Source organism: Bradyrhizobium sp. 63_E2_N1_3, from assembly GCF_052076005.1.
GTDB classification, from domain to species: Bacteria; Pseudomonadota; Alphaproteobacteria; order Rhizobiales; family Xanthobacteraceae; genus Bradyrhizobium; species Bradyrhizobium barranii.
Genome location: NZ_CP197235.1, coordinates 3,939,845 through 3,955,054 on the forward strand (window position 1 = coordinate 3,939,845; position 15,210 = coordinate 3,955,054).

Here is a 15,210-nt window from a genome sequence, read left to right on the forward strand (position 1 = left end):
TCGCAGTTCGCTTGTGGGTATTGCCTGACCGTCAGCTCAGACCACTCGTTCCAACCTGTCAAACGGCGAGGCGCGCCATGGATGAACATATGGACGGTGCCCCATCCGCCGAGGCCTCGGTACTCGACCACGTTCCGATGCGCAATGAAGACGGCGAAATTCGTCATGAATTCGTCGAGGAGATTGCCCATGCGATCGAGGCCGGCGACAGCGCCGCGCTGCGCGCCTGCGTCGCCGAGCTGCACGAGGCCGATCTCGGCGATCTGATCGGAGCTCTCGCGCCCGACCACCGCGTTCGCCTAGTCGAGCTGACCGGGCGCGACTTCGACTTCTCGGCGCTGAACGAACTCGACGAGGGCGTGCGCGAGGAGATCCTCGAGGAGCTGCCGCCGGAGACCGTCGCGGAAGGCGTCCGCGAGCTCGAATCCGACGACGCGGTCGAGCTGCTGGAAACCCTCGACGAGGCGGAGCAGGAGGAAATCCTCGAGAAGCTGCCGTTGCAGGAGCGCGTCGCGCTCGAGCGCAGCCTGCTTTATCCCGAAAATTCCGCCGGCCGCCGGATGCAGACCGAGTTCATCGCGGTGCCGCAGGATTTCACCGTCGGGCAGGCGATCGACTACATGCGCGAGACGCCGGATCTGCCCGACCGCTTCTACGAGATCTACGTCGTGGACAAGGACCAGCACTGGCAGGGTGCGGTCTCGCTCGACGTCCTGCTCCGCGCCCGCCGCCCGGTCGCGCTTGCCGAGCTGACCGACGAGGATCGCCGTCGCGTCTCCGTCCTGGAGGACCAGGAGGAGGTGGCGCGCATGTTCGGCAAGTACAATCTCGTCGCGGCCCCGGTGCTCGACACCCAGGATCGCCTGGTCGGCGTCATCACCGTCGACGACGTCGTGGACGTGATCGAGGAGGAGGCGGACGAAGACCTCAAGGCGCTCGGCGGCGTCAACAGCGACGAAGAACTCTCCGACACCGTGTTCACCATTGCGCGCGCGCGGTTCAACTGGCTGCTGGTCAATCTCGCCACCGCCTTTCTTGCATCCTCGGTGCTCGGCCTGTTCGAGGGGCAGCTCGAGAAGATGGTCGCGCTTGCCGTGCTGGCGCCGATCGTCGCGAGCCAGGGCGGCAATGCCGCGACCCAGACCATGACGGTCGCGGTGCGCGCGCTTGCGACGCGCGAGCTCGGCTCCTCCAACGCCTGGCGGGTGGTGATGCGCGAAGGCCTGGTCGGGCTCGTGAACGGCCTTGCCTTCGCCTTGATCACGGGCATCGCGGCGGTGGCCTGGTTCAAGATCCCGGGCCTCGGCATCGTCATCGGGCTTGCGATCATCTGCAACCTCGTCGCGGGCGCGCTCGGCGGCATCCTGATCCCGATGGCGCTCGAACGTGTCAGGGCCGATCCGGCGGTCGCGTCAGGCACGTTCGTCACGACGGTGACCGACGTCGTCGGCTTCTTCTCCTTCCTCGGCATCGCGACGCTGTGGTTCGGGTTGAGGTAAGGCGCGCTATGCCCTCGCGTGTTCCGGGCGCGCTGCAACGCCCTTCGCGTTGCTGCGCAGAACCGGGACCCAGAAAGCAGCACGGCACGTGGTGGCGAAATGGGCCCCGGCTCAGCAGCGCACCGCTGCGCGCTGCGCTGCGTCCGGGGCACGAGACCGTCTTCGCCCACCATCATCTTTAATCCGAACTTAAGCGACCTGCCGCATCATTGCCCGTGCTTGGGGGAATGAACATGCGGTTGCGGCTGAAGGCGGACGGACGGGTCGTCGAGTTGCGGGATGGGCAGGAGCTTCCGGTCCAGCCGTTTCCAGTCCAGCCGTTGCCGGTCCAGCCGGCGGCCAATGCCGCCCCTGGCGAAGATGCCAGCTCGCTTGCGGTGCGCGCTCTGCGCCGTCGCGCCTGTCTCACCCAGATGGAGTTCGCCGCCAAGCTCGGCGTTCCCGTCGAGACCATCCGCAACTGGGAGCAGGGCAAGCGCGCCCCGCGAGGACCCGCCCGCGCGCTGCTCGCCGTGATCGCGCATGCGCCGGACACCGTATTCCAGGCGCTCGCCAAAGCCTGACGTCAAGGCCGGGCGCGAACCTCCCGTTAGCATTGCCCTGAATATCCGGCCCGGCGCCGGCGCCGGCGTCGTCCGTTGGCAGTGTCACGGGCCGGGTCCATAATGGCGCCCGGATGATGTTTTGAGGCGATCGCAACAGAGAGGATTCCTCATGCTGTTCGTCGAGGCCAATGGCGCAAGGATACCGGCGATCGGGCTCGGGACCTGGGAGCTGGGCGGGCGCGCTTGCGGCCGCGTGGTCGAGCAGGCGCTGCGGCTCGGCTATCGCCACATCGACACTGCGCAGGTCTACGACAATGAGCGCGAGGTCGGCGACGGCCTGCGCGGCTCAGGCGTGCGCCGCGACGACATCTTCCTCACGACAAAGGTCTGGACCAACCATTTCGCGCCCCATGATCTCGAACGCTCGGTCAAGGAGAGCCTCGCCCGGATGCGGCTCTCCTCCGTCGATCTCCTGTTGCTGCACTGGCCCAATTCGCACGTGCCGCTGGAGGAGACGCTGGGTGCGCTGTCGCATGCCAAGCGCATGGGCCTGACCCGCCACATCGGCGTTTCCAATTTCACCGTGGCGCTGACCGAGCAGGCGGTGGCGCTGTCGCCGGAGCCACTCGTCTGCAACCAGGTCGAATATCATCCTTATCTCGACCAGACGAAGGTGAGGGCAACCTGCGACCAGCATGGCCTCGCACTGGTCGCCTACAGCCCGATCGCCAGGGGGCGCGTCAAGGCCGACCAGACGCTCGCCGGGCTCGGGCGCGCGCATCGCAAGACGCCGGCACAAATCTGCCTGCGCTGGCTGGTGCAACAGAATGTCGCTGCGATCCCGCGCACCTCGCGCGTCGAACGTCTGTCGGAAAACATCGATATTTTCGATTTCGAGCTCTCGGACGACGAGATGGCCCAGATCGCCGCGCTGGCAAATCCCAAGGGCCGCCTGACCGATTTCGGCTTCGCGCCAAAATGGGATTGAGAGGGGGCCGCTGTATGCTAGGACCGGCGTGGCAACCCAAGATCGATCGATGGAACTGCGGAAGATCATACGGACGGACATTGCAGCGTCGGCGGTCGCGCATCTGACGCTGGTGGCGCTGATCATCCTGATCAGCGAAGTCCATCCGTTTCACGCCGCGGTGCCCGAGACTGTTTCGGTGGACATCGTCACGCCGGAGCAGGTGAAGGAGGAGGAGGCCAAGGCCGAGGAGAAGGCTCAGGAGCAGGCTCAGGAGCAGGCGAAGGAGAAGCCGCCGGAGCCGCTGCCGGACCTGAAACTGCCGAAGCTGGATTTCACCGACAAGGACAAGGCGGAACCCGCGCCGAAGCCTGCGACCAAGCAGCAGGCCGCGGCGCCGTCGCCGTCACCGCAGGCCTCGCCTGAACCGCAGCAGAAACAGCCGCAGCCGCAACCCTCGCAGGCACCGAAGCAGCGGGAGGCCAATGTGCAGCCGCAGCCTCAACAGCCGCAGCCGTCACAACAGCCGCCTCCGCAACCCCAGCAACAACCGCCGCCCCAGGTGATGCCGCAGCCGCCGTCGCAACAGCCGCCGCCACAAGCGATGCAGCAGCCGCAAGCGGCGCCGCCGGCCTATCAGGCGCCGGAGCCTGACGTGACGGTCAAGTACGGCGTCATGCTGGGCTTGCCGCCGGAATTGCCGCCGGAGCTGCCGAAAGACGCCCCCAAGGACGATGGCGGCGATGCCAAGGATTCGATCGCAGCCAAGCTGCCACCCGAGGTCATCGCCGCGCTGCGTCGCCACCTGAAGAGCTGCGCCAAACTGCCGGCCGGGGTCGACCCGACCGACAACGTCAACATCAAGCTGCGCACGGTGTTCGCCACCGACGGCACGCTGGCCCGCCCGCCGATCCTGATCGAAGCTCCGCCATCCGCGAAGGGCGTGGCCATCGTGAAATCCGCGACCGCCGCGCTCCAGGCCTGCCAGCCCTACAAGATGCTGCCGCCCGACAAGTATGGTGAATGGAAGATCTTGGACCTGCCGTTCTCGCCGCGGGATTTTGGCGGAGGGTAGGCGGCTCGTACCCATCCTGCGAGCTAAGGCCTCCCGGTTCGCGGCTTCAGCCATGCCATGATCACGGCGTGCGGCGTTCTCCGGCTGCGTGGCAAGCTATGTCTTTCGATGGTGCGCCGTGCAAAGGCGCCGGCCTGCTCGGCGGAGCCTCGCTGCGCCGGCGCGAGAGCCATCCACTCGCGAATGACGGCACGTCGAATTTTCGATTTTGGCATCGGATCAAATCCATGAGTTCGGGTGGATGTTCACGCGGCCTGCCGAAGGGGGATGGCCTCCGAGCGCCGCGCCAGAAGCACGCTGCCACATGGATGCTCGGCGCCTTGCAGGACGACGAAGCCGCGCTTCGTCACTGCGGCACGAAGAGTGTCCTTCGCAGCTGCCTTCTGCGCGTCGAGCCAGATCACCAGCACGGCGCGGGGGCTCAGGAAATCGTCGAGCCAATCCACTGTCGCATCGAGTGCGTGAAGCGTGCGTCGCCGCCAATCCACGAGCGCGACTTCATATTGACCTGCCGGCCGGCCGCAATTACCTGCAGCAGCCGCCAGCAGATATCCGCGACGATGCAGCTCAATCACTAATTCCATGCTCTTCGCGCCGACCACGACGATGCGTTGCCGCGTCGAGCAGTTCGCGATGGCCATCATCGGATCGATGATCCTGTCGCTGACCCCTGAGTTCGACATCATTTCACCAGTTCGCTACGCCGCGCGAGCTTGCGCGACGGAGCGGATATGGTGCCGGAGGCTGTATGATTTCGAGATTGGCGCGATCGCGGTTGCATAGGATCGGCATAGGACCGGCCTCGGCCGCGCGCTGCCGGAAACTTACGCCGCGCTTATAAACAGACGATGCACTCCCCATCGCATTCAAATGCCGTCAGCGCCATTCTTCCGGCCCGCGCGTGCTATCGCGCCTTGCCTGGAGACAAAAATGTCCGCTTACCGTGCATTGATCGTGGGACTACACGATCGTCCCATCAGAATGATTCACATGGATTGCATCGATGATGAAGCCGCGATCAGCTCCGCGGAGAGGCTCGTCGACGGTCGCGACGTGGAGCTCTGGCAGATGGATCGGCCTGTGGCCAGATTCGATTGCCGGTCCGGGACGATGCGCAGGAAGTAGGCCGGGATATCGCCGAGTGGGCGAGCCTCGCGCCTTGGGATGACGGAGCTAGTCGCGTCGTCATTGCGAACGTAGCGAAGCAATCCGGACTGTCACCGTGAAAAGATCCTGGAGTGCTCGCTGCGCTCGCAGTGACGGTGTGGAGAAAACGCGTGCCGCCCTTCGCTCGCGCGCAGCAGATGCCTCAATAGCCGCGCTTCCGCGTCTCCGCACCATCCATCTCCTCCGGCGCCATCGCCGCCCATGCGCTCGATGCGAACTGCCTTCGCCAGGTGACGATCACCACCGCCGCCGTGGTCACGAACAGCACCCAGGGGCTGACGAACCAGCCGAGATAGCCGAGTGCGAAGAAGAAGGCGCGCTGGCCGCGGTTGAAGTGGCGGCCGGCGGATTCGAACAGGCGCGAGGTGCGGATGACGTGGGCCTCGGCCTCGGGCGTGTCGCGCCGGTCAGCCGGCGGCATGCCGCCAAACAGGATCGCGACATAGTTGAACAGGCGATAGGCCCAGGCGAATTTGAAGAAGGCGTAGACGCAGATCAGCACGAGGCCGACGCATTTCAGCTCCCACATTGCGGGCGAGGTGCTGAGGTCGATCGGCAGCTTGCTCAGGATCGTGATGGCGTCGTTGGTGGCATGCAGCAATGCCAGTGCGCCGCCGAGCGCGAACAGGCTGGTGGAAGCGAAGAAGGCGGTGCCATTCTGGAGCGAGGCCATGATCTGCATGTCGACCATACGGGTGTCGCGGTCGAGCAGGCGGCGGACCCAGACCTCGCGATAGCGGTTCATGCGCGCCGACAGGCTGTCGCGGCCATAGGCCGAGTGCTCCAGCGTCAGGGCATAGACCAGCCATTCGATGATGAAGAAGCCGACGGCCGTGATGTCGACCCAATGCCTGCCCATGTCTCACTCCTCACGAAGATCGCAACGATTGCCACGCGCGGCCGGGTGCGGCAACGATTGATTGGCAGCAGGCGATGGCGCTAAAAGCAGCCGCATCCAAAGGACCTAGGGAAGGACCAGCGACATGGCAGCGCTCAAGCTCGCGATCGGAAACAAGAACTACTCGTCATGGTCGATGCGGCCATGGCTCGCACTGCGCGCCAATGACATCCCGTTCGTCGAGACCGTCATTCCGCTCTACACGGATAATCCCGCGGACAAGGATCGGATCCTGTCCTTCAGCCGCGCCGGCAAGGTGCCGGTGCTGGTCGACGGCGACATCACGGTGTGGGATTCGCTCAGCATCATCGAGTACATCGCCGAGCGCTATCCGGACGTGAAGCTGTGGCCCGACGATGTCGCCGCCCGCGCACACGCCCGTTCGGTGTGCGCCGAGATGCATTCCGGCTTCATGGCCTTGCGCAACGAATGCGGCATGAACCTGCACCGCCCCGTGGGCGCCGTGACGCTGTCGGCGGACGCCAGGGCCAACATCGCGCGCGTGCAGGAGATCTGGCGGGAGTGCCGGGCGCGCTACGGTGCCAAGGGACCGTTCCTGTTCGGCCGCTTCGGTGCGGCGGATGCGATGTACGCCCCGGTCGTGCACCGTTTCCGCACCTACGCGATCGAGGTCACGCCGGAGACCAGAGCCTACATGGACACGATGATGGCGCTGCCGGCGTTCCAGGAATGGACCCGTGACGGGATCGCCGAAACGCTCGTCATCGAGAAATTCGAGAACGTCTAACCCGCGAATGTGATCGGGCGCCGCTTGACGATGTGCAGGCTGGCGGCGCTCAATCGCGGCGGAAGGACCGCTTGGGAGAGGGCAGGGGCATGGGAATTCTGGACTCGCTGGAAAACAATCCGGCGCTTCGCAGCGCGCTCGGCCAGCTCGGCGCCGCGGTCCTGCCGGCGGTGTTGAACGAGGTGCTCGGCAGCAACAATCAGGGCGGCCTCAGCGCAATCGTCGCGAAGCTCCAGCAGTCCGGCTTCGGTGACCAGGTCAAATCCTGGCTCGGCAACGGCCAGAACCTGCCGATCTCGGCCGACCAGCTCCGCGCGGTGCTCGGCAGCGACACGGTTCGGCAGCTTGCGGCGCGCTACAACATCCCGGTCGATCAGCTCGGCCAGATTCTGGCCCAGGAACTGCCCAAGGCCGTGGACCAGGCAAGCCCGGAGGGGCATCTGCCCCACACCGCCTGAGGGAGCCGGTTCCAGCGGTATCCTCCACTCACCGGTTCCCGCACTATCGTCCTGAAAATACTGCCGGATCGGCCTATTTGCCATGCCTGTATACCGCTGGCCAAAACGCCGCATTGCGTGCTATATGTCACGCCGGGTTTTCAGCCGGTCCGACGCAGTGGGACCCTGGGCACGGCCGGCGCTGTTTGAGTCATGGAGATGGGCGTTGAAGCATAAATTCCCCGTGGGAACGCGCGTACTGTTCACTGCCAGCAACGTCGCGCGCCCGGCTGCGAGTGGCTCATACGAGATCATCCGCCTGCTGCCGACGGATGGCGACGACTGCCAGTACCGCATCAAGAGTTCGACTGAAGCGTTCGAGCGCGTCGCCAAGGAAAGCCAGCTCGCCCAATCCTGACGGATGACGGTGCCGCGCGTTGACATCGCGAAGGAATTTGCTTCGCTCGCCGTCAAAAGGCCCCCTTCGCCTCGACATGGTGAACCGGGGGCAGTTGCCGACTCGCGGGGGCTCGCTTTGACCATTCGCTCTTTGCTCGCGTGAGGGACGTCGCGCATGAACTGGGCATGGGCCACTTCGTTCGACCAAATCTCGCGCCCACAGGCCTTTCCGATGTGGATGATCCTGGTAGCCGCCGGCCTCCTCGGCCTGATTCTCCTGATTACGCTGGTGCGCGCCGAAAGGTCGGTTGCCAACGGCGCGCTGACCGTCATCACGCTGCTTTCCATTGCCATCGCCGTGGCTGCCACCGTGCGCGTCTATGGTCCGGCGGAGGAGGCGCCGCCCGGCGAGGCGCGCGCGCAGAGCGCGGTCGTCGCCAGCCTGCCGGCGCTGTCCTGTCTCGACGATCTCGCCGGCAATGCCGTGGCGATTGGTTGCGAGAAGGCGCTGTTCGGCTCGCCTGACGCGGCGGCTGCGGCGGTCTCCTACACCGCCGCACGGATCGACCGGCTCACCGCGCTCGGCGATGCCGCGACCGCCGAGAAGAGCCTGACGCTGGACGTGAAGGTGCTGCGCAAGGCGCTCGAGCGCGATCGCTACGGCTTCGTCGCGCAGGTGCTGGTTGCGCGCGACGGCTGCACGCAGTTCGACTGCCCCGCCTTCCGCTCGCTGACCGATCAGCAGCGGGTCGCCGCCAACATGGATTCCCATCTCTACGACACGCTGGTCGCACGCTATGCGCCGGGCTGGAACGCGCCCGCAACGGCCCCGGCGATGCCGGCCACCGCGGCGCTTGCCGGGATGCCGCCATCGATGCCGACGGGCAGGCCGACCAATGCGGAGTTCCCGAGCGCGTCTTCGACGCCGCCGGTGAGCATCATGAATCCGGAGCCGCCCACGGCGGCGGTGCGACAGGCGGCGCCTGCCGGAGGCGCAGCCTCGGCGCCGCGCGCGTCCGCTCCGACCTCGGCGCAGGCTGCTGCTCCTGCGGCGCCGGCTGCGAAGAAGCCGCCGGCGCCGAAGGCCGCGCGTGCGCCGGCCGCAGCACCGGTTCCGCTCGCCCCGCCGGCCCCCCCAGCCGCGGCTCCTGCGGCTGCGGATAACGAATAGTTCGGCATTCCAAATGCGTGGCGGCCCGGCTAATGCTGGGGCCATGCCGCTACATCTGATCAAGCTCGCCGTCGGCTGCGACTCCGTCAAGGAATTGAAGGGGTGGGTCGCCGAACGGATGCAGACCGCCAAGAAGAAGGGTCTGCCGCAACATCACATCCACATCACCCGCATGGTGCCCAAGCGCGACGCCGAGATCCTGGCGGGCGGATCGCTCTACTGGGTGATCAAGGGCGAGATCGCCGCGCGTGAAAAGATCATCGGCATCGAGCCGTTCCGCGACAAGGACGGCATCGGCCGTTGCCGGATCGTGATGCAGCCGAAGGTGATCTCGGTATCGCCGCGGCCGATGCGGCCGTTCCAGGGCTGGCGCTACCTCAGCGACGATTCCGTGCCGCCCGATCTCGGCAAGTCGGCCGCCGGCTCGATCGCGGCGATGCCGGAGCCGATGCGACGCGAGCTGCGCGATCTCGGACTGCTCTGACGCGGCCGCTCATGGCGGCGTGACGATGTGCAGCCGCGCCCAGTCGGAGGACGGCATCACGACCGGACGTCCGCCTTCGCCGATGGCGTCGATGATGTCGACCAGCTCGGGCTCGACGCCCATCTCGTGCAGGTACTTGCGATACTGCTCGCCAAAGATCGCCGTCAGGCTCTCGCGCTGTTCGGGCGCCACGTTGGGCGCGCGGCGATTGCGGATGGAGCGGCCGGCCAGCACCACCGTCGCACCTTGCGGGAGGCTGCGATGCACCCCGCCGGCGAGCATGAGGACGCACGCGAAATCGCACGCCGGATCCGGCAAGGATACCTTGGCGTCGAGCGGCCCGCCTGGGCGCTTCAGCGCAAAACAATCCGCCTCCGGTTTGCCGGCGCAGGCCTCGACCTCGGTCGCGCCGGCGGTGGCATCCAGGCCGCGGTCGCGCAGGATGCGGCCCATGCTGACCGCAACATTGAGGTTGGAGCCGCCCCGGCTATGGATGACGAGCGGCAGCTTGTGTCCCGCCTGGCGATCGAGAATTGCGATCAGCCGCTTGTAGCTGTCCCATTGCACCGTGCCCTCGGCGGCGATCCAGTCGGAGCAGCCCGGTCCGCAGGCCCCGGCGGCGCCATGGGCGACGTAGAAGATCATCGCATCCGGCGGCGACCCGTAGAGGCCGATCGGCGGGCGCTGTTGTGCCTGGGCGGCAGTCGCGGCGACAAGCGCCAGCACGCCGTTCACGATCATCGTGCGGATGAATGACATGCCCCTGCCGGTCGGCTCGTTTCCTCGCCCCGATCATCCATCCGGGCGAGGCAACGCGCAAGATCGACCCTGGCGGTTACACCGCGATATTGTCGATCAGCCGGGTCGTGCCGAGCTTGGCCGCCACCAGGATCCGCAACGGGCCGTCCTTGCGCGAGGTGACCTGCGCCAGCGTCTCGGCATGGCGCGCCTCGAAATAGTCGAGCGCAAAGCCGGCCGACGTGATCATCCCGGCGCCGCGCGCCATCGCGGATGCGATCGCTTCGCCGGCGCGGATGCGCCCGGCGCTGTCCTTCATGGCGCGGTACAACGTGGTCGCGGTCTGCCGCTCCTCCGGCGAGAGATAGACGTTGCGCGAAGACATCGCGAGCCCGTCGCGCTCGCGCACGGTGCGGGAGCCGGTCACCTTGACGCCGAGGTCGAGGTCGCGCGCCATCTGCGTCACCACCCGCAGTTGCTGAAAGTCCTTCTCGCCGAAGATTGCGACATCCGGCCGGCATTGCGTGAACAGCTTGCCGACGACGGTGGCGACGCCGCCGAAGAAGTGCGGCCTGAAGCGGTCCTCGAGGCCGGCCAGCGCCGGCCCCTCCGGCACGATGCGGGTCGCAAAGCCGTCCGGATACATCGCCTCGGCGCCGGGGTGCCAGACGATGTCGACGTCCTCGGCGGCGAGCTTGGCGAGATCGGACTTCCAGGTGCGCGGATAGGCACCAAAGTCCTCGGTCGGCGCGAACTGGGTCGGGTTGACGAAGATCGACACCACGACGCGACTCGCGCGCCGCCTGGCGAGGCGCACCAGCGACACATGTCCGTCATGGAGCGCCCCCATGGTCGGGACCAGCGCGATCGTGGCCTTTCGCTTGCGAAGATTGTCGACGGCGCGTCGCAAGGCGGGGACCGTGCGGGCGATCAAGGGGCTTCGTGACATCAGGACTCGACGGGGTTGGGAATGGGAAGCGGGCGCGTCCCGGCGCCCGGCCGGCTAACCTTAACAAGCGCCGATCGTGGACGCCATGCATTCGGATGCGGCACAGCATCCCGCGCGAGGCCGCGCACGATGTCGCGACATGGCTGAATCACAAGCGAGAGATGGTGCCGTGATTCATTTCGAACACGGCGCGCTGCGATTTGCATTTACTGTCACGCATTTCACTTGACCGCAGACGCGGCCAACTCGAAGATATTCATCAGGGGTGTTGAGGATCGCTATGCTTGTGCAGGCTAGCCAAGGCCAATCCGGCTCGGCGCATGTCGTCGTGCTCGGCAACGAAAAAGGCGGCTCCGGCAAGTCGACCACCGCCCTGCACATCGCGGTCGCGCTGCTGAAGGCCGGCCAGCGCGTCGCCACGATCGACCTCGACTGCCGTCAGCAGAGCTTTACCCGCTACATCGGCAACCGTTCCGCCTGGGCGCGCCGCACCGGCCTCGGCCTCGAGCTGCCGGTGCATCGCTGCATCAAGCTCGGCGAGACCATGCAGATCGCCGAGAACGAGAATTCCGAGTTCCAGCAGTTCATGGAGGCGGTCTCGGCGGTCGAAAGCAATTTCGACTTCATCGTCATCGATACGCCGGGCACCGACAGCTATCTGATGCGCTTGGCGCACTCGATGGCCGACACGCTGGTCACGCCGATCAACGACAGCTTCCTCGATTTCGACGTGCTCGGCACCGTCGATCCCGCCAACTACGCAGTGACGGGCGAGAGCCACTATGCCGAGATGGTGCGGGATGTCAGGCGCAAGCGGCGCCAGCTCGACGGCTCCAGCACCGATTGGATCGTCGTGCGCAACCGCCTGTCGATGCTCGGCTCCCGCAACAAGCAGCTCGTCGCCGAGGGCCTCAAGGATTTGTCGCTACGGCTCGGCTTCCGCTACGTCGACGGCTTCGCCGAGCGCGTCGTCTATCGCGAATTTTTTCCGCGCGGCCTGACCGCGCTCGATGAGATCGACGAGGCCACGCTCGGCATGCGGCCCAACCTTGGCCATCTCACCGCGAGGGAAGAGGTGACGGGCCTGCTCCGCCAGCTCAAGCTGCCGCTCGACGAACGCGGCCGCCGCCGTGCGGCAAATCGCGCCGAGTGGTTCAGCCAGGTCGACAAGCCGCTCGAGGTCCACGACATCCTCGGCGCCTGAGGTGGCGGTATATCGCTACTTCCAGCCGATTGAAGCTGCCGGTTCCCGCCGGAACTGAGTGCGGGCTTGGCCGTTTCACCCTGTGTTTACCGTGAAATTGAAGCCAATCGAGACCGGTTGCGTCGGATGGTAGCCTGCACCTGACGTAGCCGCCTGAGAACGGGATGCCCAAGAAACGCGTGCGCCGCACAATGAAAGGGCTGAAGGTTCACAATATTTAAGCTTCCTGTCACGCGGCTGTGACATATATTAGGGAATAGGCGACCAGGGGCCGAAGAGCCCCGGAAGAACACGATTTTCAACAGGGATTCAGGCCGCAAGAGCCTGAGGCTGAGGACGAAAATGAAGCGTGGAATTGCCGTTCTGGTTTCGGTTAGTGCCCTCTTCGGCGTCGCCTATGTCACGGCGAGCAAGTGGGCGATCAGGCACGAGACCGTCACCTTCTACGACGCCTCGCGCGACAACCGTCCGGTGCCTGTCGATATCGCGGTCCGCCGCGACAAGGAAATGCAGGCCAATGCCGGCATGATCACGCTGCCGGTTGCCGTGATCAATCACGGCAACACCGTCAAGAATACCGAGTACGGCTTCCTCGCCAACATCTTCGCGGCGCGCGGCTATATGGTCGTAAGCCCGCAGCATGATTTGCCGACCGATCCTCCCATGGTGACCAAGCCCGGTGAGCTCTATGTCGGCCGGTTGCCGCAGATCCTGCGCGGCGTTGCCAACATCCATCTCGCCATGCAGGAGATGAAGAAGGTTCAGCCCAACGCCGATTACGACAGGGTGACGATGGTCGGCCACTCCATGGGCGGCGACATCACGATGTATTTCGCCAAGCAGTATCCCGATGAGGTCAAGAAGGTCGTCACGCTCGACAATCTGCGCGTGCCCTTCGTCACTGCCGGCAAGTTCAAGATCCTGTCGTTCCGTTCGCAGGATCCGCAGTTCAAGACCGACGCGGGTGTCATCCCGACCGACGAGGAATGCGAGAAGGCCGGCATCCAGGTCGTGAAGACCGAATTCCAGCACAACGACATGCGCGACACCGGTCCGGATGCGGCGAAGAACTCGATCCAGAGCATGCTCGACAAGTTCCTGAGCGACGGCGACAGCGCCGTGGCGCCCGTCGATACGCGCTCGGCCCCGCCCAATATCCTGGAGCCCGGTCCGGTTGCTCTGATGGCGCCTGCCAAGAGCTGACACCGACATAGGCTGACACCGACACCGCTCCGATCGTCTGCACGACCCGCAAAGCCTCCGCCGGCATCCGCCCGCGGAGGCTTTGCACATTGACCGGGCCGCAGGCGCTATCCACATTAGCCGCTCACGCAAGAAGCGAGCAGGGATGTCCGGCGAACCCGTCAAACCGCGTGGCCGTGATGCCGTCTCGAGCCAAACCGGCGGCACGCTGCCTCAAGCCAGCACCGCGGAGGACATCGCCGCGTTCGTCGCCAAGGCGCGTGCGCTGTCGCCGCATGCCCCCGGCGCGAAGGGGCGGCTGATTTTTGCGCTGGATGCGACAATGAGCCGGCAGCCGACCTGGGACATGGCCTGCGCGCTCCAGGCGGACATGTTCCGCGAGGCCGCAGCGATCGGCAGCCTCGACATCCGGCTCGTCTACTATCGCGGCTTGAACGAGTGTCGCGCCACGGGCTGGATCTCCGACAGCGCGAAGCTCGCGACGCTGATGAGCAAGATCGACTGTCGCGGCGGCGACACCCAGATCGGCAAGGTGCTGAGCGACGTGCGGCGCGAGGCGGTCGCTTCGGGCGTGCGTGCGGTCGTTTTCGTCGGCGATGCCATGGAGGAGAAGGTCGACGAGCTCTGCGCCAAGGCCGGCGAGCTCGGCATGCTCAAGGTCCCCGTGTTCGTGTTTCAGGAAGGCGCCGACGCCGTGGCCGAGCAGGCCTTTCGCGAGATCGCGCGGCTGACCGGCGGGGCCTGGTGCCGGTTCGATCCCGGCGCGGCGGCGCAGCTTCGCGAGCTGCTGCGCGCGGCCGCGGCTTATGCCGCCGGCGGCCGGGAGGCGCTGTTGAAACTCGCCAAGAGTGCGAGCGGTGCGGCCAAGCTGATCGGGCAGATGAAGTAGCGGCCCGCGTCGGAGACGGACGCCATGCATTTTGCCGTGAGGGCGACTATATTCCGGCCATGACCCTGATCGCCGGCGCCATCGCCGTTATCACGCTTTATCTGCTGCTCCAGATGTTCCGCTCCGCCAATCCGGCGGTGCTGGCGCGCACCATCAAGTTCGGTGGCGGCGTGGTGGCGCTCGCGGTCGCAGCGTTCACTGGCCTGCGGGGCGAGCTGGCGGTGGCGATCCCGCTCGGGATTTTCGGCGCCGGGCTCCTGGGCTGGACGCCGCTGGCGAATGCCGGCTTCGGCAATATCGGCGGGCTGTTCGGCGGTGGCGCAACGCGCCCGGCCGGACAGGCCTCGCGCGTACGCTCGCAATTCCTGGACATGCGGCTCGACCACGATTCGGGGCAGCTCGCCGGCCAGATCGTCGCCGGTCCTCACGCCGGGCGCGATCTCCAGGAGTTCGATCTCGCTGGCCTGCTGGCGATGGCTCCGGCGTTCGACGCCGAGAGCGTGGCCCTACTTGAAAGCTATCTGGACCGCCGGTTTCCCGCTTGGCGTCAGAACGCGCAGGGCGATGCGGCAGGGCGGCAGCGCCGCACGGCGCCGAGCGGCAAAATGACGGCGGAGGAAGCCTATCAGATCCTTGGCCTGCAGCCGGGCGCGGGGCGCGACGACATCAGCCGGGCGCACAAGTCCCTGATGAAGAAACTCCATCCCGACCAGGGGGGCTCGACGTATCTCGCTGCCCGTGTGAACGAGGCCAAGGATACTCTGCTTCGCACGCATAACGGCTAACTCCGGCACTACGCTACAAACGCCCGTACCGCGTAAGCTCCGCTTGCTCTGT

Annotated in this window: 18 protein-coding genes; 14 read left to right on the forward strand and 4 right to left on the reverse strand. The window is 66.0% G+C overall.

Annotation, left to right across the window (positions count from 1 at the left end):
• Window positions 1-77: 77 nt before the first annotated feature.
• The 4 genes from mgtE to AB7531_RS18580 all read left to right on the forward strand — a co-directional run bounded on the left by mgtE (window position 78) and on the right by AB7531_RS18580 (window position 4,086).
• Window positions 78-1,499 carry a magnesium transporter gene (mgtE, locus tag AB7531_RS18565; protein WP_028150524.1) on the forward strand — a complete coding sequence of 474 codons (1,422 nt, stop codon included), beginning with the start codon at window positions 78-80 and terminating at the stop codon, window positions 1,497-1,499.
• Window positions 1,500-1,726: 227 nt separating this feature from the next.
• Window positions 1,727-2,062: a helix-turn-helix domain-containing protein gene (locus AB7531_RS18570; RefSeq protein ID WP_063982751.1), complete on the forward strand. Its 336-nt coding sequence runs from the start codon at window positions 1,727-1,729 to the stop codon at window positions 2,060-2,062.
• A 151-nt stretch (window positions 2,063-2,213) separates the two neighbouring features.
• Entirely contained in the window at window positions 2,214-3,032 is an 819-nt protein-coding gene (locus AB7531_RS18575; protein ID WP_231142135.1) for an aldo/keto reductase, read from the forward strand.
• Between the two features lie 49 nt (window positions 3,033-3,081).
• On the forward strand, window positions 3,082-4,086 hold the full coding sequence (locus AB7531_RS18580; protein WP_063982753.1) for a hypothetical protein: 1,005 nt from the start codon (window positions 3,082-3,084) through the stop codon (window positions 4,084-4,086).
• A 245-nt stretch (window positions 4,087-4,331) separates the two neighbouring features.
• On the opposite strand, the gene AB7531_RS18585 is transcribed toward AB7531_RS18580, so the two are convergent.
• Window positions 4,332-4,730 carry a hypothetical protein gene (locus AB7531_RS18585; RefSeq protein ID WP_135214881.1) on the reverse strand — a complete coding sequence of 133 codons (399 nt, stop codon included), beginning with the start codon at window positions 4,728-4,730 and terminating at the stop codon, window positions 4,332-4,334.
• Here AB7531_RS18585 and AB7531_RS18590 point away from each other — a divergent pair.
• On the forward strand, window positions 4,720-4,869 hold the full coding sequence (locus tag AB7531_RS18590; protein WP_187388028.1) for a hypothetical protein: 150 nt from the start codon (window positions 4,720-4,722) through the stop codon (window positions 4,867-4,869). The genes AB7531_RS18585 and AB7531_RS18590 overlap by 11 nt on opposite strands.
• Before the next feature lie 526 nt (window positions 4,870-5,395).
• Here the strand turns inward: AB7531_RS18590 and AB7531_RS18595 are convergent.
• Window positions 5,396-6,112 (reverse strand): DUF599 domain-containing protein, encoded by a 717-nt coding sequence (locus AB7531_RS18595; protein ID WP_063982755.1) that lies wholly within the window; start codon window positions 6,110-6,112, stop codon window positions 5,396-5,398.
• Between the two features lie 124 nt (window positions 6,113-6,236).
• On the opposite strand from AB7531_RS18595, the gene AB7531_RS18600 reads away from it, so the two are divergent.
• From AB7531_RS18600 to AB7531_RS18620, 5 genes are all read left to right on the forward strand, one after another.
• Window positions 6,237-6,899 carry a glutathione S-transferase family protein gene (locus AB7531_RS18600; protein ID WP_063982756.1) on the forward strand — a complete coding sequence of 221 codons (663 nt, stop codon included), beginning with the start codon at window positions 6,237-6,239 and terminating at the stop codon, window positions 6,897-6,899.
• 89 nt (window positions 6,900-6,988) lie between these two features.
• Entirely contained in the window at window positions 6,989-7,357 is a 369-nt protein-coding gene (locus tag AB7531_RS18605; RefSeq protein WP_166342151.1) for a YidB family protein, read from the forward strand.
• A gap of 205 nt (window positions 7,358-7,562) precedes the next feature.
• Complete coding sequence (locus tag AB7531_RS18610; RefSeq protein WP_014494643.1) at window positions 7,563-7,754, forward strand: hypothetical protein; 192 nt, start codon at window positions 7,563-7,565, stop codon at window positions 7,752-7,754.
• 156 nt (window positions 7,755-7,910) lie between these two features.
• Window positions 7,911-8,906 carry a hypothetical protein gene (locus AB7531_RS18615; protein WP_063982758.1) on the forward strand — a complete coding sequence of 332 codons (996 nt, stop codon included), beginning with the start codon at window positions 7,911-7,913 and terminating at the stop codon, window positions 8,904-8,906.
• Between the two features lie 43 nt (window positions 8,907-8,949).
• Window positions 8,950-9,390: a DUF1489 family protein gene (locus AB7531_RS18620; RefSeq protein WP_028155001.1), complete on the forward strand. Its 441-nt coding sequence runs from the start codon at window positions 8,950-8,952 to the stop codon at window positions 9,388-9,390.
• A 9-nt stretch (window positions 9,391-9,399) separates the two neighbouring features.
• Here the strand turns inward: AB7531_RS18620 and AB7531_RS18625 are convergent, their stop codons facing one another.
• Both AB7531_RS18625 and panC read right to left on the reverse strand, forming a co-directional pair.
• Window positions 9,400-10,149, reverse strand: coding sequence for a hypothetical protein (locus AB7531_RS18625; RefSeq protein ID WP_084795098.1), 750 nt, complete (start codon window positions 10,147-10,149; stop codon window positions 9,400-9,402).
• 76 nt (window positions 10,150-10,225) lie between these two features.
• Complete coding sequence (panC, locus tag AB7531_RS18630; RefSeq protein ID WP_063982759.1) at window positions 10,226-11,077, reverse strand: pantoate--beta-alanine ligase; 852 nt, start codon at window positions 11,075-11,077, stop codon at window positions 10,226-10,228.
• 280 nt (window positions 11,078-11,357) lie between these two features.
• On the opposite strand from panC, the gene AB7531_RS18635 reads away from it, so the two are divergent.
• The 4 genes from AB7531_RS18635 to AB7531_RS18650 all read left to right on the forward strand — a co-directional run bounded on the left by AB7531_RS18635 (window position 11,358) and on the right by AB7531_RS18650 (window position 15,158).
• Entirely contained in the window at window positions 11,358-12,281 is a 924-nt protein-coding gene (locus AB7531_RS18635) for a division plane positioning ATPase MipZ (protein ID WP_063982760.1), read from the forward strand.
• A 342-nt stretch (window positions 12,282-12,623) separates the two neighbouring features.
• Complete coding sequence (locus AB7531_RS18640; protein ID WP_063982761.1) at window positions 12,624-13,484, forward strand: alpha/beta fold hydrolase; 861 nt, start codon at window positions 12,624-12,626, stop codon at window positions 13,482-13,484.
• Window positions 13,485-13,629: 145 nt separating this feature from the next.
• On the forward strand, window positions 13,630-14,373 hold the full coding sequence (locus tag AB7531_RS18645; RefSeq protein WP_063982762.1) for a hypothetical protein: 744 nt from the start codon (window positions 13,630-13,632) through the stop codon (window positions 14,371-14,373).
• A 59-nt stretch (window positions 14,374-14,432) separates the two neighbouring features.
• Window positions 14,433-15,158 (forward strand): DnaJ domain-containing protein, encoded by a 726-nt coding sequence (locus AB7531_RS18650; protein ID WP_063982763.1) that lies wholly within the window; start codon window positions 14,433-14,435, stop codon window positions 15,156-15,158.
• Window positions 15,159-15,210: the final 52 nt, after the last annotated feature.

Coding starts and splice junctions, on each gene's coding strand:
- AB7531_RS18635 (WP_063982760.1), top strand. CDS start 11,358: ATGCTTGTGCAGGCTAGCCAAGGCCAATCCGGCTCGGCGCATGTCGTC.
- AB7531_RS18590 (WP_187388028.1), top strand. CDS start 4,720: ATGGCCATCATCGGATCGATGATCCTGTCGCTGACCCCTGAGTTCGAC.
- AB7531_RS18620 (WP_028155001.1), top strand. CDS start 8,950: ATGCCGCTACATCTGATCAAGCTCGCCGTCGGCTGCGACTCCGTCAAG.
- AB7531_RS18575 (WP_231142135.1), top strand. CDS start 2,214: ATGCTGTTCGTCGAGGCCAATGGCGCAAGGATACCGGCGATCGGGCTC.
- AB7531_RS18580 (WP_063982753.1), top strand. CDS start 3,082: ATGGAACTGCGGAAGATCATACGGACGGACATTGCAGCGTCGGCGGTC.
- AB7531_RS18605 (WP_166342151.1), top strand. CDS start 6,989: ATGGGAATTCTGGACTCGCTGGAAAACAATCCGGCGCTTCGCAGCGCG.
- AB7531_RS18615 (WP_063982758.1), top strand. CDS start 7,911: ATGAACTGGGCATGGGCCACTTCGTTCGACCAAATCTCGCGCCCACAG.
- mgtE (WP_028150524.1), top strand. CDS start 78: ATGGATGAACATATGGACGGTGCCCCATCCGCCGAGGCCTCGGTACTC.
- AB7531_RS18645 (WP_063982762.1), top strand. CDS start 13,630: ATGTCCGGCGAACCCGTCAAACCGCGTGGCCGTGATGCCGTCTCGAGC.
- AB7531_RS18570 (WP_063982751.1), top strand. CDS start 1,727: ATGAACATGCGGTTGCGGCTGAAGGCGGACGGACGGGTCGTCGAGTTG.
- AB7531_RS18585 (WP_135214881.1), bottom strand. CDS start 4,730: ATGATGGCCATCGCGAACTGCTCGACGCGGCAACGCATCGTCGTGGTC.
- AB7531_RS18640 (WP_063982761.1), top strand. CDS start 12,624: ATGAAGCGTGGAATTGCCGTTCTGGTTTCGGTTAGTGCCCTCTTCGGC.
- AB7531_RS18625 (WP_084795098.1), bottom strand. CDS start 10,149: ATGTCATTCATCCGCACGATGATCGTGAACGGCGTGCTGGCGCTTGTC.
- AB7531_RS18595 (WP_063982755.1), bottom strand. CDS start 6,112: ATGGGCAGGCATTGGGTCGACATCACGGCCGTCGGCTTCTTCATCATC.
- panC (WP_063982759.1), bottom strand. CDS start 11,077: ATGTCACGAAGCCCCTTGATCGCCCGCACGGTCCCCGCCTTGCGACGC.
- AB7531_RS18600 (WP_063982756.1), top strand. CDS start 6,237: ATGGCAGCGCTCAAGCTCGCGATCGGAAACAAGAACTACTCGTCATGG.
- AB7531_RS18650 (WP_063982763.1), top strand. CDS start 14,433: ATGACCCTGATCGCCGGCGCCATCGCCGTTATCACGCTTTATCTGCTG.